15 protein-coding genes and 1 pseudogene are annotated in these 16,061 nt (G+C 62.6%); 4 read left to right on the top strand and 12 right to left on the bottom strand.

The window, feature by feature from the left end; genetic code table 11:
* Positions 1–72 precede the first annotated feature (72 nt).
* The 3 genes from feaR to ACQRBT_RS18620 form a co-directional block, all read right to left on the bottom strand.
* Positions 73–1,014, bottom strand: coding sequence for a transcriptional regulator FeaR (gene feaR, locus ACQRBT_RS18630; protein ID WP_244385463.1), 942 nt, complete (start codon positions 1,012–1,014; stop codon positions 73–75).
* Positions 1,015–1,126: 112 nt separating this feature from the next.
* A complete protein-coding gene (locus ACQRBT_RS18625) occupies positions 1,127–1,693 on the bottom strand; it encodes a DUF3156 family protein (protein WP_412046513.1) in 567 nt (188 codons plus the stop codon).
* Entirely contained in the window at positions 1,656–3,155 is a 1,500-nt protein-coding gene (locus ACQRBT_RS18620) for an APC family permease (protein WP_060756854.1), read from the bottom strand. Before ACQRBT_RS18620 ends, ACQRBT_RS18625 begins: the two co-directional genes overlap by 38 nt.
* 218 nt (positions 3,156–3,373) lie before the next feature.
* Here ACQRBT_RS18620 and ACQRBT_RS18615 point away from each other — a divergent pair, with 218 nt between their 5' ends.
* Positions 3,374–4,696: a hypothetical protein gene (locus ACQRBT_RS18615; protein WP_412046300.1), complete on the top strand. Its 1,323-nt coding sequence runs from the start codon at positions 3,374–3,376 to the stop codon at positions 4,694–4,696.
* Positions 4,697–4,728: 32 nt separating this feature from the next.
* On the opposite strand, the pseudogene ACQRBT_RS18610 reads toward ACQRBT_RS18615, so the two are convergent.
* Positions 4,729–5,208 (bottom strand): annotated as a pseudogene (locus ACQRBT_RS18610) (flavin reductase family protein); the annotation flags it as partial.
* Between the two features lie 58 nt (positions 5,209–5,266).
* Positions 5,267–6,436, bottom strand: a complete 1,170-nt coding sequence (locus ACQRBT_RS18605) for a p-hydroxyphenylacetate 3-hydroxylase oxygenase component (protein WP_412046301.1) — start codon at positions 6,434–6,436, stop codon at positions 5,267–5,269.
* Positions 6,437–6,671: 235 nt separating this feature from the next.
* Between ACQRBT_RS18605 and ACQRBT_RS18600 the strand changes: the two genes are divergently transcribed.
* On the top strand, positions 6,672–8,159 hold the full coding sequence (locus ACQRBT_RS18600) for an aldehyde dehydrogenase family protein (protein WP_060756858.1): 1,488 nt from the start codon (positions 6,672–6,674) through the stop codon (positions 8,157–8,159).
* A 104-nt stretch (positions 8,160–8,263) separates the two neighbouring features.
* Here the strand turns inward: ACQRBT_RS18600 and ACQRBT_RS18595 are convergent, their stop codons facing one another.
* From ACQRBT_RS18595 to ACQRBT_RS18570, 6 genes are all read right to left on the bottom strand, one after another.
* Positions 8,264–9,211, bottom strand: coding sequence for a pyridoxamine 5'-phosphate oxidase family protein (locus ACQRBT_RS18595; RefSeq protein ID WP_412046302.1), 948 nt, complete (start codon positions 9,209–9,211; stop codon positions 8,264–8,266).
* An 85-nt stretch (positions 9,212–9,296) separates the two neighbouring features.
* Entirely contained in the window at positions 9,297–10,175 is an 879-nt protein-coding gene (locus ACQRBT_RS18590; protein WP_412046303.1) for a LysR substrate-binding domain-containing protein, read from the bottom strand.
* On the bottom strand, positions 10,175–11,095 hold the full coding sequence (locus tag ACQRBT_RS18585) for a LysR family transcriptional regulator (protein WP_412046304.1): 921 nt from the start codon (positions 11,093–11,095) through the stop codon (positions 10,175–10,177). Before ACQRBT_RS18585 ends, ACQRBT_RS18590 begins: the two co-directional genes overlap by 1 nt.
* Before the next feature lie 18 nt (positions 11,096–11,113).
* Entirely contained in the window at positions 11,114–11,746 is a 633-nt protein-coding gene (locus ACQRBT_RS18580) for a glutathione S-transferase family protein (RefSeq protein ID WP_090369912.1), read from the bottom strand.
* Between the two features lie 120 nt (positions 11,747–11,866).
* Positions 11,867–12,658 (bottom strand): ABC transporter permease, encoded by a 792-nt coding sequence (locus ACQRBT_RS18575; protein ID WP_090369910.1) that lies wholly within the window; start codon positions 12,656–12,658, stop codon positions 11,867–11,869.
* Complete coding sequence (locus ACQRBT_RS18570; protein WP_412046305.1) at positions 12,655–13,332, bottom strand: ABC transporter ATP-binding protein; 678 nt, start codon at positions 13,330–13,332, stop codon at positions 12,655–12,657. Before ACQRBT_RS18570 ends, ACQRBT_RS18575 begins: the two co-directional genes overlap by 4 nt.
* Before the next feature lie 131 nt (positions 13,333–13,463).
* On the opposite strand from ACQRBT_RS18570, the gene ACQRBT_RS18565 reads away from it, so the two are divergent.
* On the top strand, positions 13,464–14,540 hold the full coding sequence (locus tag ACQRBT_RS18565; protein WP_161549265.1) for an aldo/keto reductase: 1,077 nt from the start codon (positions 13,464–13,466) through the stop codon (positions 14,538–14,540).
* Between the two features lie 95 nt (positions 14,541–14,635).
* Here the strand turns inward: ACQRBT_RS18565 and ACQRBT_RS18560 are convergent, their stop codons facing one another.
* On the bottom strand, positions 14,636–15,157 hold the full coding sequence (locus ACQRBT_RS18560; RefSeq protein WP_090369905.1) for a chemotaxis protein CheY: 522 nt from the start codon (positions 15,155–15,157) through the stop codon (positions 14,636–14,638).
* Positions 15,158–15,361: 204 nt separating this feature from the next.
* Between ACQRBT_RS18560 and ACQRBT_RS18555 the strand changes: the two genes are divergently transcribed.
* A complete protein-coding gene (locus tag ACQRBT_RS18555; protein WP_235594057.1) occupies positions 15,362–16,045 on the top strand; it encodes a fimbrial biogenesis chaperone in 684 nt (227 codons plus the stop codon).
* Positions 16,046–16,061: the final 16 nt, after the last annotated feature.

Genomic DNA, 16,061 nt, shown 5'->3' with positions numbered 1-16,061 from the left:
GACTGACTAATCCACCGCTATCGGGAGCAAGCCCCCTCCCACATGGGATCGAGTTTGTTTTGGCGAATGTCTTTATGCTCCCACCGCCTGCATCCGGCTTGATCTGAAATCCTTCGGCGACACCTCAAACTGCTTCTTGAACGATCGGCTGAAATGCGCCGAATCGGTAAAGCCCCACTTGTAGGCAATCGAGGTGATCGACTCGCTGCGCAGGAACGGGTTGGTCAAATCGTCCGCACTGCGCTTGAGCCGCGCCCGCTGGATATAACGGCAGACACTGTCATCCTGTTCTTCAAACAACCGGTACAACTGGCGCACGGAAATGTTGAGCCGATTGGCCAGGCCGATCGGGCTCAGGCCCGGCTGGCTGAGTGACTCATCAATCACCTTCTGCACATAGCTGCGCAGGTTGTTGCCGTGCAGCGCCGCCACGCCTTCGCAGCACTCATCGCCCTGCTCCAGGGCCGAGCCCAGCAGCGAGACGAACGCCGCTTGCAACGCCTCGACTTCACCCCCGCCGTCTTCGCTGTCGTCCTTGCACAGTTGATCCATCAGCACGTGCAGCATGCGCCCACAGGCCTTGGTCGAGGAGATCTTGCCAAAGGCACGTGCATCACCGCCCACGTGTTTGCAGACCTCGGCGCGCGCGAGGGACAGCGAGGCATGTTCAATCAGGCCGAAGGGGGTGATTTCAATAGAGCCCACCGAATCCATCAGCAGCATCTCGCCGGGGGCCAGTTGCAGGGTCTGGCCGTTCTGGACGATTTGCGAGTAACCGCTGCGCTGGCTGACCAGGAAACACTCCTGGTCATTATCGTGGTCGGCGTGGTGCGCCGGGCGCGTGATCAGCCCAGCATTGGTGCGCAGGATGGCCAGGCCACGCGGCAGGTTATGGATCTCGCCGATGAACAGCGAGCGGTTGAAGGCCAGTTCGGTATCGAAGTGGCCGCACGCAGCGCGCAGTTCGCTGTTCCAGCTGTCGAGTCCGTCGTGTGCATGCTGTGGGATGCTCATGGGGTGTCTCCGCAATGGCTTCTTTTTGTTGTTCTGGCGCAATAGTTAACATGTTATCTATATACGCGCAACAACAACCTGTCTGCCATTGCAGAAGCACTAATGATGCCAATCAGAGGTTCGATAACACGCGTGGCAACCCGGCCAACGTCGCGAGCAAATGCCCGCGTTGTACCGGGCTCAGGGCGATATAACGCCGAAACGCCGGCATTCGATTGACCACTTCACTGCCGCCCATATGTTCCAGCCGCACGGTCCATTGCCGGTCGCGCAGTTCAAGGCGCAAGCGCTTGAAATCCAGTGGCATCAGCGCCTGGTACAGCGCCTCGTCGGCCTGCAACCGCGCCTGCAACTCACGGCCCAGTGTCGGGTCGCCGCAGCGGCGCCGCACACGAAGACCAGTGCGGCGAATCGCGCCACCATGCTGCACCTCGAAACTCCCAGCGCCGCCTGCCCCAGCGGGGACTTGCAGGACAAATTCGGTCATGACCAAGTGCATCAACAGCTGCGCCTCGGTGCGCTCGACGATCTCAAACGCGAAGCCGTCCACTTCGAGTGTGGCCAGCCCAAGATTGCGTCGCAAATGCGCCAGGGTCGCCCCTGGCCGATAGCCGCTCGGGGCGCGGTCGGCGCGCAACAGCTCAAACAGTTTTTGCCGCAAAGTCGCCATAGCCGTCATGGAGATGCCCCGGTTCATTGCTGAATTCCTTGGCCAGCACCTCCTCCACGGAGGCCGGCTTGAAGGGGTTGACCTTCTGCACCACGAGGGTCCAGAACAATGCATACGCCGCCGTCACGCCCAGCATCACGCCAAATGGCACATAAATGTCCGCCGGGTGCATGCCGGGCGGTGTGATAAACCACATGCCCAACAGGATGCCGATACTCGATACGATCTGCGGCAACGGAAACCATGGCGAACGGTAGGCACGCGGCAAATCCGGGCGACGAATGCGCAGGATCACCACCGATACCGTCACCAGCAGGTAGGCAAAGCTCCACGCACACACCGCCGCCAGTACCAGGTGCATGATGTTGTCGGTGTTACCGCCCAGGTACAGTGCGTGCAGGCAGGGAATCAGCATCGCCACCAGGATGCACAGCAGCGGCGTCTTGAAGCGCGGGTGCAGGTAGGTGAAGACCTTGGGCAGCGCACCGTCCACCGCCATGCCGTAGAGGATGCGCGGCACACCCGCCATCAGGGTATTGATGGTCGCCGCCCCGGCAAACAGAAAGCCGATGCCCAGCCACAGTGGGCCGACCTGCCCCATCACCTGCTCGGCGAATTTGGGAATGGCCATGGGGGTGTCCAGCAGGTGCAGGCCGGACGCCGCATCCAGCACCACGTTTTCCACTTGGCGCTTCATCGCCGCACCGTAGATGAACATGCAGGTGGCCACCCCCATCAGCCCCAGCATCATCGCACGGGGCATCACTCTGGCCGATTGGCGCAGGTCCGGCGCCAGGGGTGTGACGAACTCGCAGCCGACGAACATGAACATCGCCATGCCCACCAGTGACAGCACCGTGATCAGGTCCGTGCCCACCAATGAGGCGCCGAACCAGCCGTCCAACTGCACCGCCGGGGCGGCGATCAGGCCGAGCACGCCGAACACCATCAGGGTGGTCCACATGCCAAAGGTGAGGATGATTTCCGCACGGCCGAACGCGCTGACGCCGAAGGCATTCAGCACGCCGAAGACCATCACGAAGCCCACGCCGAGCAGCCATGAACCGCCAGCGGATTCGGCCAGGGTATTGAGGTGTTCGAAATTCACCAAGGCCATGACCCCGGAGAGGATGGTCTCGGCGGTGCCGGCGAACACATGCACGATGAGGTAGGCCGACAAGGTGCCGGTGATCGCAAAAAAACGCCCCATGCCGCAGTTGATGTAGTCGTACACCGAACCGGTGGTGGGCAGGATCGCGGCGGCTTCGGCGAAGGTGGTCGCCTGGGCCAGCATCATGACCACCGCGATCAGCATCGCCAGGGCAAACGCACTGCCGCCGATGCCGAACCCCATGGTTGCGGTGAGTATCACGGGGCTCGCCATGATCAGGCCGATGGTGCTGGCCAACGCGGTGGGAAAACCTACCGTACCCCGGTTGAGGTGCGCGGTGAGTGGGTCGTTGCTCGACATGGTGGGGCCCTCGAAAACGGTTTTTTTTAATGTATCGGCACTCTGCGCCCCACCCGAGTTGCTCGTCTTGCCCCTGTGTGCCGCCGGTTTTGTTGCTCCCTGCCACGGCGCAGGGTCTGGCGGCCAGGGTCAATTCCCTGGCACGCAAATGAAAGACTTCAACGCCCGGCGCTCGCCCTAATGCGCCCTCACTCTTAACCAAGATGGGGGCAATAACAATGGAGCACACCCTGAAAAATCGTCGCCTGCGCCAAGCGGTCGTGCTGGGCATCACCCTGCTGGCGGGCAAAGCCTGCGCCATCGAGTTGTACGCCGATGCCGACACCCAGGTCACCGGCAATTTCCTGGCCGTGTACGGCATGTTCAACAGCCCGAAGAACTACGACGGGCGCAGCGGCGGTTCCACCTGGCGAGAGGCTTTCATCAAGTATGGCCTGAGCGTGAACCAGAGCCTGGGCAGCTTTGGCGGGGTGTATGGCACTGCCAACCTGGTGAGTTCCGGTACCTGGGGCGACGGCGATGCCTCCGGCGTCACCACCGGCCAGGAACGCACCACCAAGTTTGACGAAGCCTTTGCCGGCTGGCGCTCCGGCGACCTGTTCCCGGCCCTGGGCAAAGACGGCGTGGACCTGTCGTTCGGCCGACAGGTCATCACCCTGGGCGACGGTTTTATCGTCAACGACGACGGGCCCAACCTGGGCAAAGGCGCGGGTGATGGTGAGTTCAACCGGGGCGGCGCCTACTACATCGCGGCGCGCCATGCCTTCGACAAGACCGCCGTGATCCGCCTGGGCGGCAAGGAGGGCGTGCATGGCAGCCTGATGTGGATCAAATCCGATAACCCGGCCCAGGCCATGACCGAAATGGCCGCCGGCACCCTGGAATACAGCGCCGCGCCGGGCACCCTGGGGCTCACCTATCTTCACGGAATCGATGTGGATGAACGCTTCGCCAGCGATGTACAACGCCAACGCAAAGGCATGAACCTCTACAGCCTGCGCGGCACCGGCAATGCCGGTATCGAGCATGCACATTTGGCCTTCGAACTGGCCCGCCAGGACCGTCGCGACAGCCAGGAAAACGCCGGCTACGCCGAAGCCGGCTACACCTTCGCCGACCTGCCGTGGTCACCCGACCTGACGTATCGCTACGCGCGTTATTCGAAAAACTGGGACGGTATGTTCTCAGGCTTCAACCGAGGCTACGGCACCTGGGTACAAGGCGAAGTGGCGGGCAACTATTCCGGGCCGTACAACACCAATACGGCGGTGCAACACGTGGCACTCAAGGTCAAGCCGCTGGACAACGTCACCCTCGGCGCACTGTTTTTCGACTACAACACCGTCAGCACCCGTGGCCAACTCAACCTGGATGGCCGCGAGCTGGACCTGTACGCCGAGTGGGCAGTCAACGAGCACCTGATCATCACCCCCCTGCTGGGCCTGTATAAACCCAACAAGGGGGCAGAGACCGGCGGCAACCAGGTCGGTGGCAACGGCACCAATGTCTACAGTCAGTTGGTGGTCGCCGTCCCCTTCTGAACTTCCTCGGGCGCGCACGGACGCAGCGCCCGGACTTCTGCATAAGCACCTTGGTGATAGAGCAGCGGCGCACGGCCGAAGTCATCGAAAGCCACCACCTTGCCGATCATGATCCAGTGGTCGCCGCCGTCCACCTGCTGGTATTTCTCACAGTGAAAGCGTGCACTGCAATCGGCGAATACCGGCGAACCGCCCTCACCCGGTTCGTACTCGATCAGGGCAAAACGGTCTTCACGGGGGCGCGCAAAATTATTGGACAGGTGTACCTGGTCTGCCGCCAGTACATTCACCGCGAAGTGGCTGGCCTCCTCGAACACTTCATGGCTATTGGAACGTTTGTCGATGCTCCACAGCACCAGCGGTGGGTCGAGGGACACCGAGTTGAAACTGTTGGCGGTCACGCCGACCTTGCGCCCGGAGGCGGTGGCCGCGGTGACCACGGTCACACCGGTGGCGAAGTTGCCCAGGGCGCGGCGAAAGGCCCGTGGGTCGAAAAGGCAGTTGTCAGACATGCAAGACTCCCGGGCGCATCCCGTGGGGGCACCCTCATCGTTATGAGTGAAGAACGTGTCACACCATGCTCGGGTCCGGCGCAAGCCCCATCAGCTCACGACCGAGGATTTGCGCGCAGACATCGTAATCGGTGTAGGCATGGGCGCCGGTCATATGGGAATCGCGGAACAGGCGCTGCATTTCGTTGTGCTCAAACCAGGCATTACCCCCCGCCGCAGCAAACAGGCGATCGACTGCCTCAATGCACATTTTAGTTGCGTAGGCTTGGTTGGTACGCCAGAACGCGAGGGTTTCGCGGCTCGGGTAACGCTGCGCTGCGCTGTGTTCGGCATGCTCCTGCCAGGTTTTTTCAAGGAAGGCGCGGGCAGCAGCCACCTGGTGCGTGGACTCGGCCAGGCGCATCAACGCCGGGGTGGCGGTGCCCATTGCGGCACCGGTGTAGGCGCGCACGCGGTTTTTGGTTTTTTCACGGAACACCTCCAGCATGCGTTCGGCCACGCCGAGGCTGACGGTGGAAAAACCGCTGGCGAAGTACGGCCGATACGGTGCATAGAAAATCTGACTGTCGGGGTAGAGACCAAAACCTGCGGATTTGCCTTCCATCATGTCCTTGGCCTTCTGGATACGGTGTTCGGGCACCCAGGCGTTGTCGATGAGCAAGGTCTTGGTGCCGCTGCCTTTCATACCGGCGGCGTACCAGTCATCACGGATCTGGTAGTCGCTGCGCGGCAGCACCGCGAAGCAGTAATCCTGGGTGCCTTCGGCGTTCTCGCGGCGGCAGCCGACAATCGCCCACTCGCCATGGTCACAGCCACTGCTCCAGCCCATCTCGCCACTGAAGTACACACCGCCCTCGCCCTCCGTTACCCGCCCGAACGGCGCGATACTGCTGCTGGCCGTGGCATCCGGGTTCTCGCCCCAGATCTCCTGCTGCAACTTCGCCGAGAACAGCGCCAACTGGTGACTGTGGGTACACAGCAAGCTCATGGCCCAGGCGGTGCTGGCGCAGCTGCCGGCGAGCAAGGCGATGCAGTCGGCGAATTCGGGCAGCGACAGCTCCAGGCCACCAAATGCCTTGGGCTGAAAAGCACGGTGCAGGCCGATGCTTTTGAGCAAGGCGATATTTTCATCCGGCACTTGGCGCAGTTGTTCAGCGCGCACCGCATTCGCGGCGATGGCGGGCAGGAGGGGCTTGAGGTCTTCGAGCAGCGGGTTTGGCTTTTTCATGGATGGCCCTGCTTATTATTGGAGGTCCGGCACACGCTCCGGATCGAGGAACGACGCTGGATGCAGGGCCAGTATCGACCGCATGGCCCAGGCGCAAAATGCACGTTCCACAGGCAAGGTTGTACTTTTCACAAGTTCGGCAGGCACAGGCATAAAACCTGGCAGGCACAGTCAAGCCACCTCGATAGCCGTTGGTTACCCTCGGTTTTTCTCAGTGAACTGCCAGGAATCTTTCATGAGCGATATCCCGCTGCTGCCTCAGGTCGAAGCTTTTCTGCGTCGCCGCCATGGGTTGTTCATCGACGGCATCAACGTGCCGAGCCATGCCGACCAGACACTGGCCGTGACCAATCCTGCCACCGGCCAGGTCATCGCCCAGGTTGCCGACGCGGACCTTGCGGATATCGACGCCGCCGTCAGCTCCGCCACCCGCGGCTTTACGCGGTGGTCCCAGACCGCACCGGCGACACGCGGCAATGTGTTGCTGAAACTCGCCGACCTGCTGGAACACAACCGCGAAGAACTGGCGCAGATCGAAACCTGCCAGTCAGGCAAGATCATCCAGATTGCGCGCGCCTTCGAGGTCGACCAGGCCGCGCACTTCCTGCGTTATTACGCCGGTTGGGCCACCAAGATCAGCGGCCAGACGATCACGCCATCGCTGCCTTCCTTCAATGGCGAGCGCTACACCGCCTTCACCCTGCGCGAACCGGTGGGTGTGGTGGTGGGCATAGTGCCGTGGAATTTCTCGACCATGATCGCCATCTGGAAACTCGCTTCGGCGCTGGTGTGCGGTTGCAGCATCATCATCAAACCCAGCGAATTCACACCGCTGACCCTGCTGCGCATCGCTGAGCTGGCCATCGAAGCCGGGTTGCCGGCAGGCGTGCTCAATGTGCTGACCGGGGGTGGCCACGTCGGCAAGGGCCTGGTGGAGCACCCCGGCACCCACAAGGTGTCGTTCACCGGCTCGGTGCCCACCGGCATCGCCGTGGGCCGCAGCGCCATGGGGGCAGGCTTGACCCGCACGACCCTGGAGCTGGGCGGCAAGAACGCCGCCGGGTTCCTGCCCGATGTGGACGTGGACAAAGCGGTGGAAGGCATCATCGAGGCCGGGTTTCTGCACTCCGGGCAAATCTGCGCGGCGGCCGAACGCTTCTTCGTGCATCGCTCGCAGATCGACGCGGTACTGGAAAAACTCAGCCGGCGCCTGCGCCGCCTGACCATCGGCTCGCCCCTGGACGAACGCACCGAATTCGGCCCGGTGACCCACCGCCAGCACCAACTCAAACTGCTCGGTTACTTCACCCAGGCCCGCGCAGAGCACAACACGATCATCCATGGCGGCACCCTGCTCGATCGCCCCGGTTGCTACGTCGAACCCACGGTGATCCTGGCCAACAGTATCAACGACACCCTGCTCAATGAGGAAACCTTCGGCCCTATCGCCACCTTCCTGCCCTACGACAGCGAAGACGAACTGCTCGCCCTGATGAACAACAGCCCCTTCGGCCTCAGCGCCAGCCTGTGGACCCATGACCTGGGCAAAGCCCTGCGCATGGTACCGGCCATCCAGGCGGGCACGGTGTGGGTGAATATGCACACACTGCTCGACCCGGCGGTGCCGTTTGGGGGGAATCGATCCTCGGGGGTAGGCCGCGAGTTTGGCAGTGCATTTATCGAGGATTACACCGAGCTCAAGTCGGTGATGATTCGGTATTGAGGTTCCTTCCCAGCACCTATGGCTGACCCAAATCCGGCAATCGAAGCAGACCCCTTGTGGGAGCGGCGGGTGGAAGATCGTGTGCGACATCGAGCAGTCGCCGCCTACCAGGCTCCCATAGCCAGACTGAACGGCGAAAACTCCGCGAACTGCCAGCGCAAGGCCAGTGCCGCCGGGCGACGTATCACCTGTTCCACCGTCACCGTCCATAACCGTTGTGCGCCTTCGAAGCGGGCCACTTCGGGCCCCTCCAGAATCAGCGAGGTGCGCCCGGACAGATGCAGCACCTCTCCCGACTCGAAGTCGATGAACAACAGGCCCGCCACCGGGTTGACCTGTAGGTTGCCCAGGGTGTTGAAGAACAGGTTGCCGGCAAAGTCAGGGATGGTCAGCACGTTGCCCTCGACCCGCACAAAACCGCTGTTACCGCCCCGATGCGAAACGTCCACCGAACGCTGGCCGTCCACTTCGACGTAGCTGGCGACGAAGAAGGTGTCGGCGCTGCGAATCATCATTTGTGCCGCGTCATCCAGGCCGTCAAGACGCTCAACCTGCGTGCCGGGTTTACGTGCAATCGCGTCGACCGGGCGCAACTGGATGTACTTGGGGCAGTTGCCATAGGTGTGCACGACGTCGACCGAGAAGCCATCGTGATCAAGCGCCTCGATTCGGCCGTTCATGCGGTTGCGGCGGCGGGTGTTGAGGTCGATCCCCAGTAGGCCGACCGAGGCGCCGACGTGCAGTGCCGTGCGGGCCGGGTCGCCTGTGGATGGCAGGCTGTCGATCTGCAAGGTCTGCGGGTCCGGCGAGTGGGCAAAGCCAGGGGCGCCTTCAAGCATCGTCGCCCAGGGAATGCCCTGCTCGTCCACCACGCCCAGTACCAGGTACGGCAACAAGGGATAGAAGTCCCGGTGTTGTTCCGGCAGGTGATCGCGAATCACCTTGGGCCCGACCACGGCCATGCGGTCGGCCACGCCGACCGCTGCCTGCAGGTATCGTTCGCCGGCATGCCAGGGGGATGTTTGCGGGAGGGATGGTTCGATGGGGTTCATGCTGAGCACCTCATGCTGGAGAGCCCTATGCTGCGCCCTGACAGCCCGTGTGCGAATAACCACGTCAGGCAATCCACTATTACACTCACTGAAATGCCGGATGCTCACGCAGCTGCGCCACACAGTGCTCGACAAAACTGCGCACGCGCATCGGTGCGTTGCGGCCTTCGCGATACACCACCTGCACGGGCAGTGGCGGCTGTTCGTAACCGGCCAATACCCGACGCAGCTGCCCACTGCGCAAATGCTCGTGCGCCGGGTAACTCAGGCAGCGGATCAGCCCCGCCCCATGCACGGCGGCATTGATCGCGCCCTGCACCGTGGTGCAACCCAGGCGGGCACGGGCCTTGAGCTGGTAGCCGTGAAAATCCCAAGCGACCCGGTCGCCTCCGGCTATCAGCCGATGCTGCTTGAGATCCTCCGGGTGCTGGGGTTCGCCGTGGGTTGCAAGGTAGTCGGGGCTGGCGCACAGGATATGCCGCACCTGCCCCACCGACCGTGCGATCAGCGACGAGTTGGGCAAGTGGCCGACAAGGATCGCTACATCCAGACCTTCTTCATGCAGGTTCGGGTAGTAATCGTGATAGCAGGCTTTCAGGCGCACGTCGGGATAACGCTCCATGTAAGCGGCCAATACCGGCGCCATCACGTAGCGGCTGAACAGAAACGGCAGAAACACCCGCAGGTTGCCTTGAGCCTCAGTCTGCAAGCCCTTGGCCGAAGCTTCAGCAGCGTCCACGGCCGCCAGCAAGCGCACACAATCGGCCAGGTAGGCCTGGCCTGCGTCGGTCAAGCGCACACCCTGGGTACTGCGCAGCAGCAACGGCACGCGCAACCGCGTCTCCAACCGCGCCACCGCGCGCACCAGTGTCGGCCCGGAGACATGCGTCGCCCGTGCCGCCGCGGCCAGGCTCGTGTGCCCGGCCAACGCGGCAAACAGCTGCATATCGCGATAACGCTCCATCAGCCGCGCCGCGTCATCGCCGGGTTCAGCGCGGCGTCCTGACCCAGCCGCTGGCTGAGGAAATCCACAAAGGTGCTGACTTTGGCCGGTACGCGGGCACTTTGCTGAAACACCACCTGGATCGGCAGCGGTGCCGGTTCGAACGCCTCCAGCACAATCTCCAGCTCGCCCGCCGCCACCTGCGCCGCGATTTGATAGGACAACACCTGGGTCGCGCCCCAGCCCAGGCACGCCAGATTGATCGCCGCGTTATTCGCCGTGACCACCAGGCGCGGTTCGATAGGCACCGTCACCGGCTGGCCCTGGTCGACAAACGCCCACTCGTGCACCCGTTGGCTGGCGGACGAGGTGACGATCTTGAAGTCACGCAATTGGGCGGGATGCCGAGGCCGCCCGTGTAGATCGAGAAAGGCCGGCGCCGCACAGACCACCCGGCGTACCTCGCCGACTTTGATTGCCTGTTGCCCCGGCTCGTACAGATGACCGATGCGTACGGCCACATCAACACCTTCATCGGCCAGGTTCACCACACGGTCGACCAGCAACGCGTTGAGCGTCACCAGTGGAAAACGATCCAGGTAATCCCCCAGCACCGGCGCCACATACCGCTCGCCGAACAGTACCGGCGCGGTCACCGTCAAATGCCCGCAAGGGCTGGAGTAGCTGCCTGCCGCCGCCTCTTCGGCCTCATCCAGTTCGGCCAGGATGCGTCGGCAGTCTTCCAGGTAACGCTGGCCGGCCTCCGTCAAATGCAGGCTGCGTGTGGTACGCGCTAGCAATTGGGTACCGATGCGCGCCTCCATGGCGGCGATGGCCCGGGTCACGCTGGGCGGTGAGGTATTCAGGCGGCGGGCGGCGGCGGCGAAGCCCTCCTCCTCGGCCACCGCCAAGAACACCTGCATCTCATGAAATCGGTCCATCGGCGCCCCTTGTGGACGTTACGGTGTTTGCAGGCCCGCTACCGTGCGAGGCATGCCGACAAAGCCCGGCAACGCCTCGATGCCGGCGAGCCAGGCCCGCACTTTAGGGTAGTCGGCCAGCGACACATTGCCTTCCGGCGCGTGAGCCACGTAGGAGTAAAACGCGATATCGGCGATGGTCGGTTGCTCACCGACAAGAAACCGCGTCTGGCTGAGTTGCTGTTCCACCAGTTTGAGCAAAGCGTGGGAACGCGCGATGGCATTGGCGGTGTCGATCTCGGCACCAAACACCACGGCCAGGCGCGCCGACGCAGGCCCGACATGCAACGGGCCGGCCGCGGCCGAGAGCCAGCGTTGTACGCGAGCCTGCCCCACCGGATCGCTCGGCAGCCATTGGCCTTTACCGTAGGTGGCGGCCAGGTAGACCAGGATGGCGTTGGAGTCCGCCAGCACCATGCCGTTGTCATCAATCGCCGGGACCTGTCCGAAGCTGTTGACCTCAGTCAGAAATTCCGCGGTTTTGTGCGCGCCGTGCTTGAGGTCCACCAGGATGAATTCCATGGGCAGACCCAGCAGGGACAGCATCAACTCGACCCGATGCGAGTGGCCGGACAACGGGAAACCATACAGTTTGATCGCAGGCTGGGACATTGAGACGCTCCAAAGGTGGGGGTTTCGACGCCGGTCATGTTCCACCGCAGTGCAAATCGTTGGAATCACCAGGATTTACAATCCAGCATTTCACCGCATGAAACAATACCGCCAGGGTGCTCAGCGCTCCTCCAGCCGGTCACGCAGAAACCGGTGGCTGGCGGAAAACAACCGCTGGTAGGTGAGCAGCACCGCGCCGACCGTGCCCAGCGCCGATGAGGCGGCGATCAGGAACATGATCACGATCTGGTAGCGCACCGCGTCCAGCGGGCTCTCCCCCGCCAACACCTGGCCGGTCATCATGCCCGGCAGGCTGACGATACCGACCACGGTCATCTGGTTCAGCGTGGGGATCATCCCCGCCCGCACGGCCTGGCGGATCGCCTCCTGGGCGGCTTCCCAGCGTGAGCCGCCCAGGGCCAGGATCATCTCGATGGTATTGCGCCCCGAGGTCAGTTCCTGGGTCATGCGCTCAATGCCCAACGACACGCCGGTCAGCGTATTGCCCAGGATCATGCCGAGGATCGGGATCGCATATTGCGGTTCATACCAAGGGTGGATACGGATCACCGCGAACAGGCCCACCGCCGTCACCAGCCACGAGCTGCCCCAGACCGACACGATGCTGTCGACCCGCTGCCCACGATAAGTGCGCCGCCCACGTCCCGCCGCCGAGATACCGGCGATCAAAGTCATCGCGCACATCAACGGCAACACCACGTACCAGTAGGCAAACTCGAATACCCAGCCCAGCAGGTACCCGATGGCCATCAACTGCACCACCGTGCGCACGGCGGCCCACAGCAATTGGCGCTCCAGGCCCAGGCGCAACAACAGCGACAAGGCGCCGTTGATCAGGATCAGCGAGGCGGCGATGCCCATGTCCAGTGCGGTCAGGTTTTGATAATTCATGGCTGGGCGACTCCGCTCAGAACACCGGCACTCATCTGCAAATGCAGGTCGCTCATGCGCCGGGCCTGCTCCAGGTCGTGGGAGACCCAGAGGTAGGCGCGGGCCTTATCGGCGGCGTACCAGGCATCGATCAGCGCTTCGACATCCCGGGAGGACGTGGGGTCGAGGGCGGCGGTGGGTTCATCCAGCAACAGCACTTCGGGGTTCAATTGCAGGGTGCGGATCAACGACACCACCTGGGCTTCGCCCCCCGATAGATCGCCGGCGTTTTTAGTCAGGAAGTCCGGTTGCTTACCGGCATGCTCCAGCAACGTGATCACGGCTTGCCGATCGAAGCTGCGCTTGCGCAGGGTCTTGAGGCTGAACGGGAAGCGCAGGTTGTCCTCCACAGTCCCCTCGATCAACGCCGGGCGCTGGGACAGGTAGCTGATATGGCTGCGGTAATGGGGAATCTCTGAGTTAGCGATCGGTTGACCGTTCCACAGGATCTGCCCGGAGCTGGGCGCGTCCAGCAGGGCCAGTGCGCGCAGGAATACGCTTTTGCCGGAGCCTGAGGAACCGGTGATCGACACGCGGTCGGCGCGGTTCAAGCTGAAGTCGGTGGGTTGCAGCAAAATCGCCTGGCGACGCTCGTCCTGGCGCGTGAGGGCGTGGGTTTCTATCAGTGCGCTCATGGACACTGTATTCCTCTTGATCCGGTTGGCAGACATGGTGCGGCAGCCGAACGAAGTTTTCATGAAAAAATTCAAACTATCGCCCCTCACGTCGTTCACACCTTCACGTGCAACGTTAGGTAGGAGGCGACATGCAATACCGACAATTGGGCCATAGCGGCCTGCTGGTATCTGAAATCATCCTCGGCACCGTGCCGTTCGGCGGTCGCGCCGAGTTTGCAAAATGCGGCGCGGTGGACGTGCCCCAAGCCAGGCGCATGTTCGACATCGCGTTCGAGGCCGGGGTCAACATGGTCGACACCGCTGACCTCTACTCCCACGGCCTGGCCGAGGAAGTGGTGGGCAAAGCCTTGGGTGACAAGCGCAACGATATCCTGCTGGCCACCAAGGGCCGCAGCCCCGTGGACAACAATCCGAACAACTCCGGCGCCTCGCGCTACCATCTGATCCGCGCGTGTGAGGCCAGTTTGAAGCGCCTGGGCACCGATCACATCGACCTCTACCAATTGCACAATTGGGATGGCCTGACGCCCATCGAAGAGACCCTCGAAGCACTGCGGCTGTTAGTCGGTTCGGGGAAAATCCGCTACTTCGGCACCAGCAACTTCACCGCCTGGCAAATGATGAAAACCCTGGGCAAAGCCGAGCTGCACGGCATGCTCAAGCCCATCACCCAACAGATCTACTACACCCCGGAATCCCGTGAGGCCGAGTACGAGTTGCTGCCCCTGGCGCTGGACCAGTCTGTCGGCACCCTGGTGTGGGGCCCGATGGGCGAAGGCCTGCTGACCGGCTCGACCCGACGCGGGCAAAACCCGCCAGCCAATACACGCCAAGGCAGCGACTGGCCGGAACCCTATGTGCATGACCGCGAGCGCGCCCTGGACATCATCGAAACCCTCGCGGCCGTGGGCGATGAACTGGGTGTGTCGGTGGCGCGCACCTGCCTGGCCTGGCTCAAGGACCGCCCCGGCATCACCGCGCTGATCGTCGGCGCCCGCACCGAAGAGCACCTGCGCGACAACCTCGCCGCCACTGAATTGAAACTCACCGAGGCGCAGTCTTCGCGCATCGAAGCCGTCACCCGGCGCCAGCCGTTGTATCCGTACTGGCACCGCTTCACCGCCGGGATCGACCGCTTCGACCCGGCAGAGCAGCCGTTTTTGGCCGAGCACCAAAAAACCATGGATGCCCGCAAGGGCAAGTGATGGAGGGGCGACTCTCCCGCCGAGGGTCGCCTTGCGCAGTCTATTTCCCGTCAGGCGCCCTCTACGCGATCTTCCGCAAACAGCGGTTGCGCCCCTCACCGCTTGGGCGTCAACCCCACCGCACACGCCACCACCGCCGAATCGCCGTGGTCATGGGGGCGCAGTCTTATCGGTGATTGCGGGTTTCGCGTGTCTACCGCTCGCAACGTGGGGCGTTCGACCACGGGTGGGCTGTGGGCGGGGTCGACGATTTCCATGCAGCGGCGCAGCGAGTTGAAGTCGGGCGACTGCGACAGGGACAGGTGCAGGGTCTGGCTGACCGACACCGACACCACCGAGCTCAATGCGCATTGCCCGTCGTAGATCAGGGTGTGGCGGATCAGCGGGTTGTCGTGGCAGTACTTGAGCAGGTTGACTTCTCGCGAATGCACCAGCGCGGTGTTGATGATCAACAGGTCGAACGCTACCCCCACCGAACGTGTCAGCCCCTGCAGTTCGTCGAATGAACTGATGGGTGCAATACGGTGATAACCCAGCTGGTTAAGCATTTTCTCGATCTTGATCCGTTGCAGCAGGTCGGTATCGGCAATCAGAAGGCGTAGCGCTTTATTAGACATAGGGTAAACCTGACAGTTGGGCATCCACGTCGATCATTCAACGGTGAATACGGTAACGGTCGGCACCCGGCTATGACTTTAAGGCGATTCTGAAACGGCAGACGCAGCGCGAGCGCACTTTTAAGAATCGCCTGAAAGCCCTGCCGCCGCCTTGCCTCTACCATGGTCTGCGTCTGCAAATGCCCCATGGAATTGATTGTGTTGATGCCCCTTTTGCGAATCCTGCTGATCGCCGGTGCGTTGCTGGCCCTGGCGCCACCGGCCCGCGCCGCGCTGAAAATCGAAGGTACACGGCTGATTTACTTCGGCCAGGACAAGGCCGCCGGCATCAACGTGGTCAACCAGGCGTCACAGGACGTGGTGGTGCAAACCTGGATCACCGCCGAAGATGAAACCGCCAACCGCGATGTGCCGCTTGCCGCCACCGAGCCGCTGGTAAAACTGGGGCCTGGGGAGCATCACCGGCTGCGGGTGCTCTACGCAGGCGCCGGACTGCCTAGCGATCGTGAATCGTTGTTCTGGCTCAACCTCATGGAGGTCCCGCTCAAGCCGAAAGAGCCCGGCAGCGTGCAATTTGCGATCCGCCAACGCCTCAAGCTGTTCTACCGGCCGCCCACGCTCGAAGGCGGCTCTACCGAAGCGCTGCAGCAGTTGGTGTGGAGCCGCCACGACGCGCAGAGCATCACCGTGAGTAATCCCAGCGCGTTTCACCTGTCGTTGGTGAACGTGCACACCGACACCCAGGCGCTCAGCGATTATCTGCTGCTCAAGCCCCACGAAAGCATCACTTTGACCACGCCGGGCGTTTTGCCCAAAGGCACCACCCTTCACTTCACCGAAATCAACGATATCGGTTTGCAGGCCCGCCACCGCGCGGCGCTCAACTGATCCATCGCGGGGTATT

The organism is Pseudomonas sp. R19M (genome assembly GCF_050312585.1).
Classification (GTDB): domain Bacteria; phylum Pseudomonadota; class Gammaproteobacteria; order Pseudomonadales; family Pseudomonadaceae; genus Aquipseudomonas; species Aquipseudomonas palleroniana.
Note: the sequence above shows the minus strand (reverse complement) of the source record. Positions and strands in the feature narration are given on the sequence as shown.

What these genes read in the sequence shown, in the direction of transcription:
- ACQRBT_RS18595 (WP_412046302.1), bottom strand. Translation starts at nt 9,211, where the DNA reads ATGAACCCCATCGAACCATCCCTCCCGCAAACATCCCCCTGGCATGCC.
- ACQRBT_RS18565 (WP_161549265.1), top strand. Translation starts at nt 13,464, where the DNA reads ATGCAATACCGACAATTGGGCCATAGCGGCCTGCTGGTATCTGAAATC.
- ACQRBT_RS18555 (WP_235594057.1), top strand. Translation starts at nt 15,362, where the DNA reads ATGCCCCTTTTGCGAATCCTGCTGATCGCCGGTGCGTTGCTGGCCCTG.
- ACQRBT_RS18615 (WP_412046300.1), top strand. Translation starts at nt 3,374, where the DNA reads ATGGAGCACACCCTGAAAAATCGTCGCCTGCGCCAAGCGGTCGTGCTG.
- ACQRBT_RS18590 (WP_412046303.1), bottom strand. Translation starts at nt 10,175, where the DNA reads ATGGAGCGTTATCGCGATATGCAGCTGTTTGCCGCGTTGGCCGGGCAC.
- feaR (WP_244385463.1), bottom strand. Translation starts at nt 1,014, where the DNA reads ATGAGCATCCCACAGCATGCACACGACGGACTCGACAGCTGGAACAGC.
- ACQRBT_RS18570 (WP_412046305.1), bottom strand. Translation starts at nt 13,332, where the DNA reads ATGAGCGCACTGATAGAAACCCACGCCCTCACGCGCCAGGACGAGCGT.
- ACQRBT_RS18560 (WP_090369905.1), bottom strand. Translation starts at nt 15,157, where the DNA reads ATGTCTAATAAAGCGCTACGCCTTCTGATTGCCGATACCGACCTGCTG.
- ACQRBT_RS18575 (WP_090369910.1), bottom strand. Translation starts at nt 12,658, where the DNA reads ATGAATTATCAAAACCTGACCGCACTGGACATGGGCATCGCCGCCTCG.
- ACQRBT_RS18600 (WP_060756858.1), top strand. Translation starts at nt 6,672, where the DNA reads ATGAGCGATATCCCGCTGCTGCCTCAGGTCGAAGCTTTTCTGCGTCGC.
- ACQRBT_RS18585 (WP_412046304.1), bottom strand. Translation starts at nt 11,095, where the DNA reads ATGGACCGATTTCATGAGATGCAGGTGTTCTTGGCGGTGGCCGAGGAG.
- ACQRBT_RS18605 (WP_412046301.1), bottom strand. Translation starts at nt 6,436, where the DNA reads ATGAAAAAGCCAAACCCGCTGCTCGAAGACCTCAAGCCCCTCCTGCCC.
- ACQRBT_RS18620 (WP_060756854.1), bottom strand. Translation starts at nt 3,155, where the DNA reads ATGTCGAGCAACGACCCACTCACCGCGCACCTCAACCGGGGTACGGTA.
- ACQRBT_RS18580 (WP_090369912.1), bottom strand. Translation starts at nt 11,746, where the DNA reads ATGTCCCAGCCTGCGATCAAACTGTATGGTTTCCCGTTGTCCGGCCAC.
- ACQRBT_RS18625 (WP_412046513.1), bottom strand. Translation starts at nt 1,693, where the DNA reads ATGACGGCTATGGCGACTTTGCGGCAAAAACTGTTTGAGCTGTTGCGC.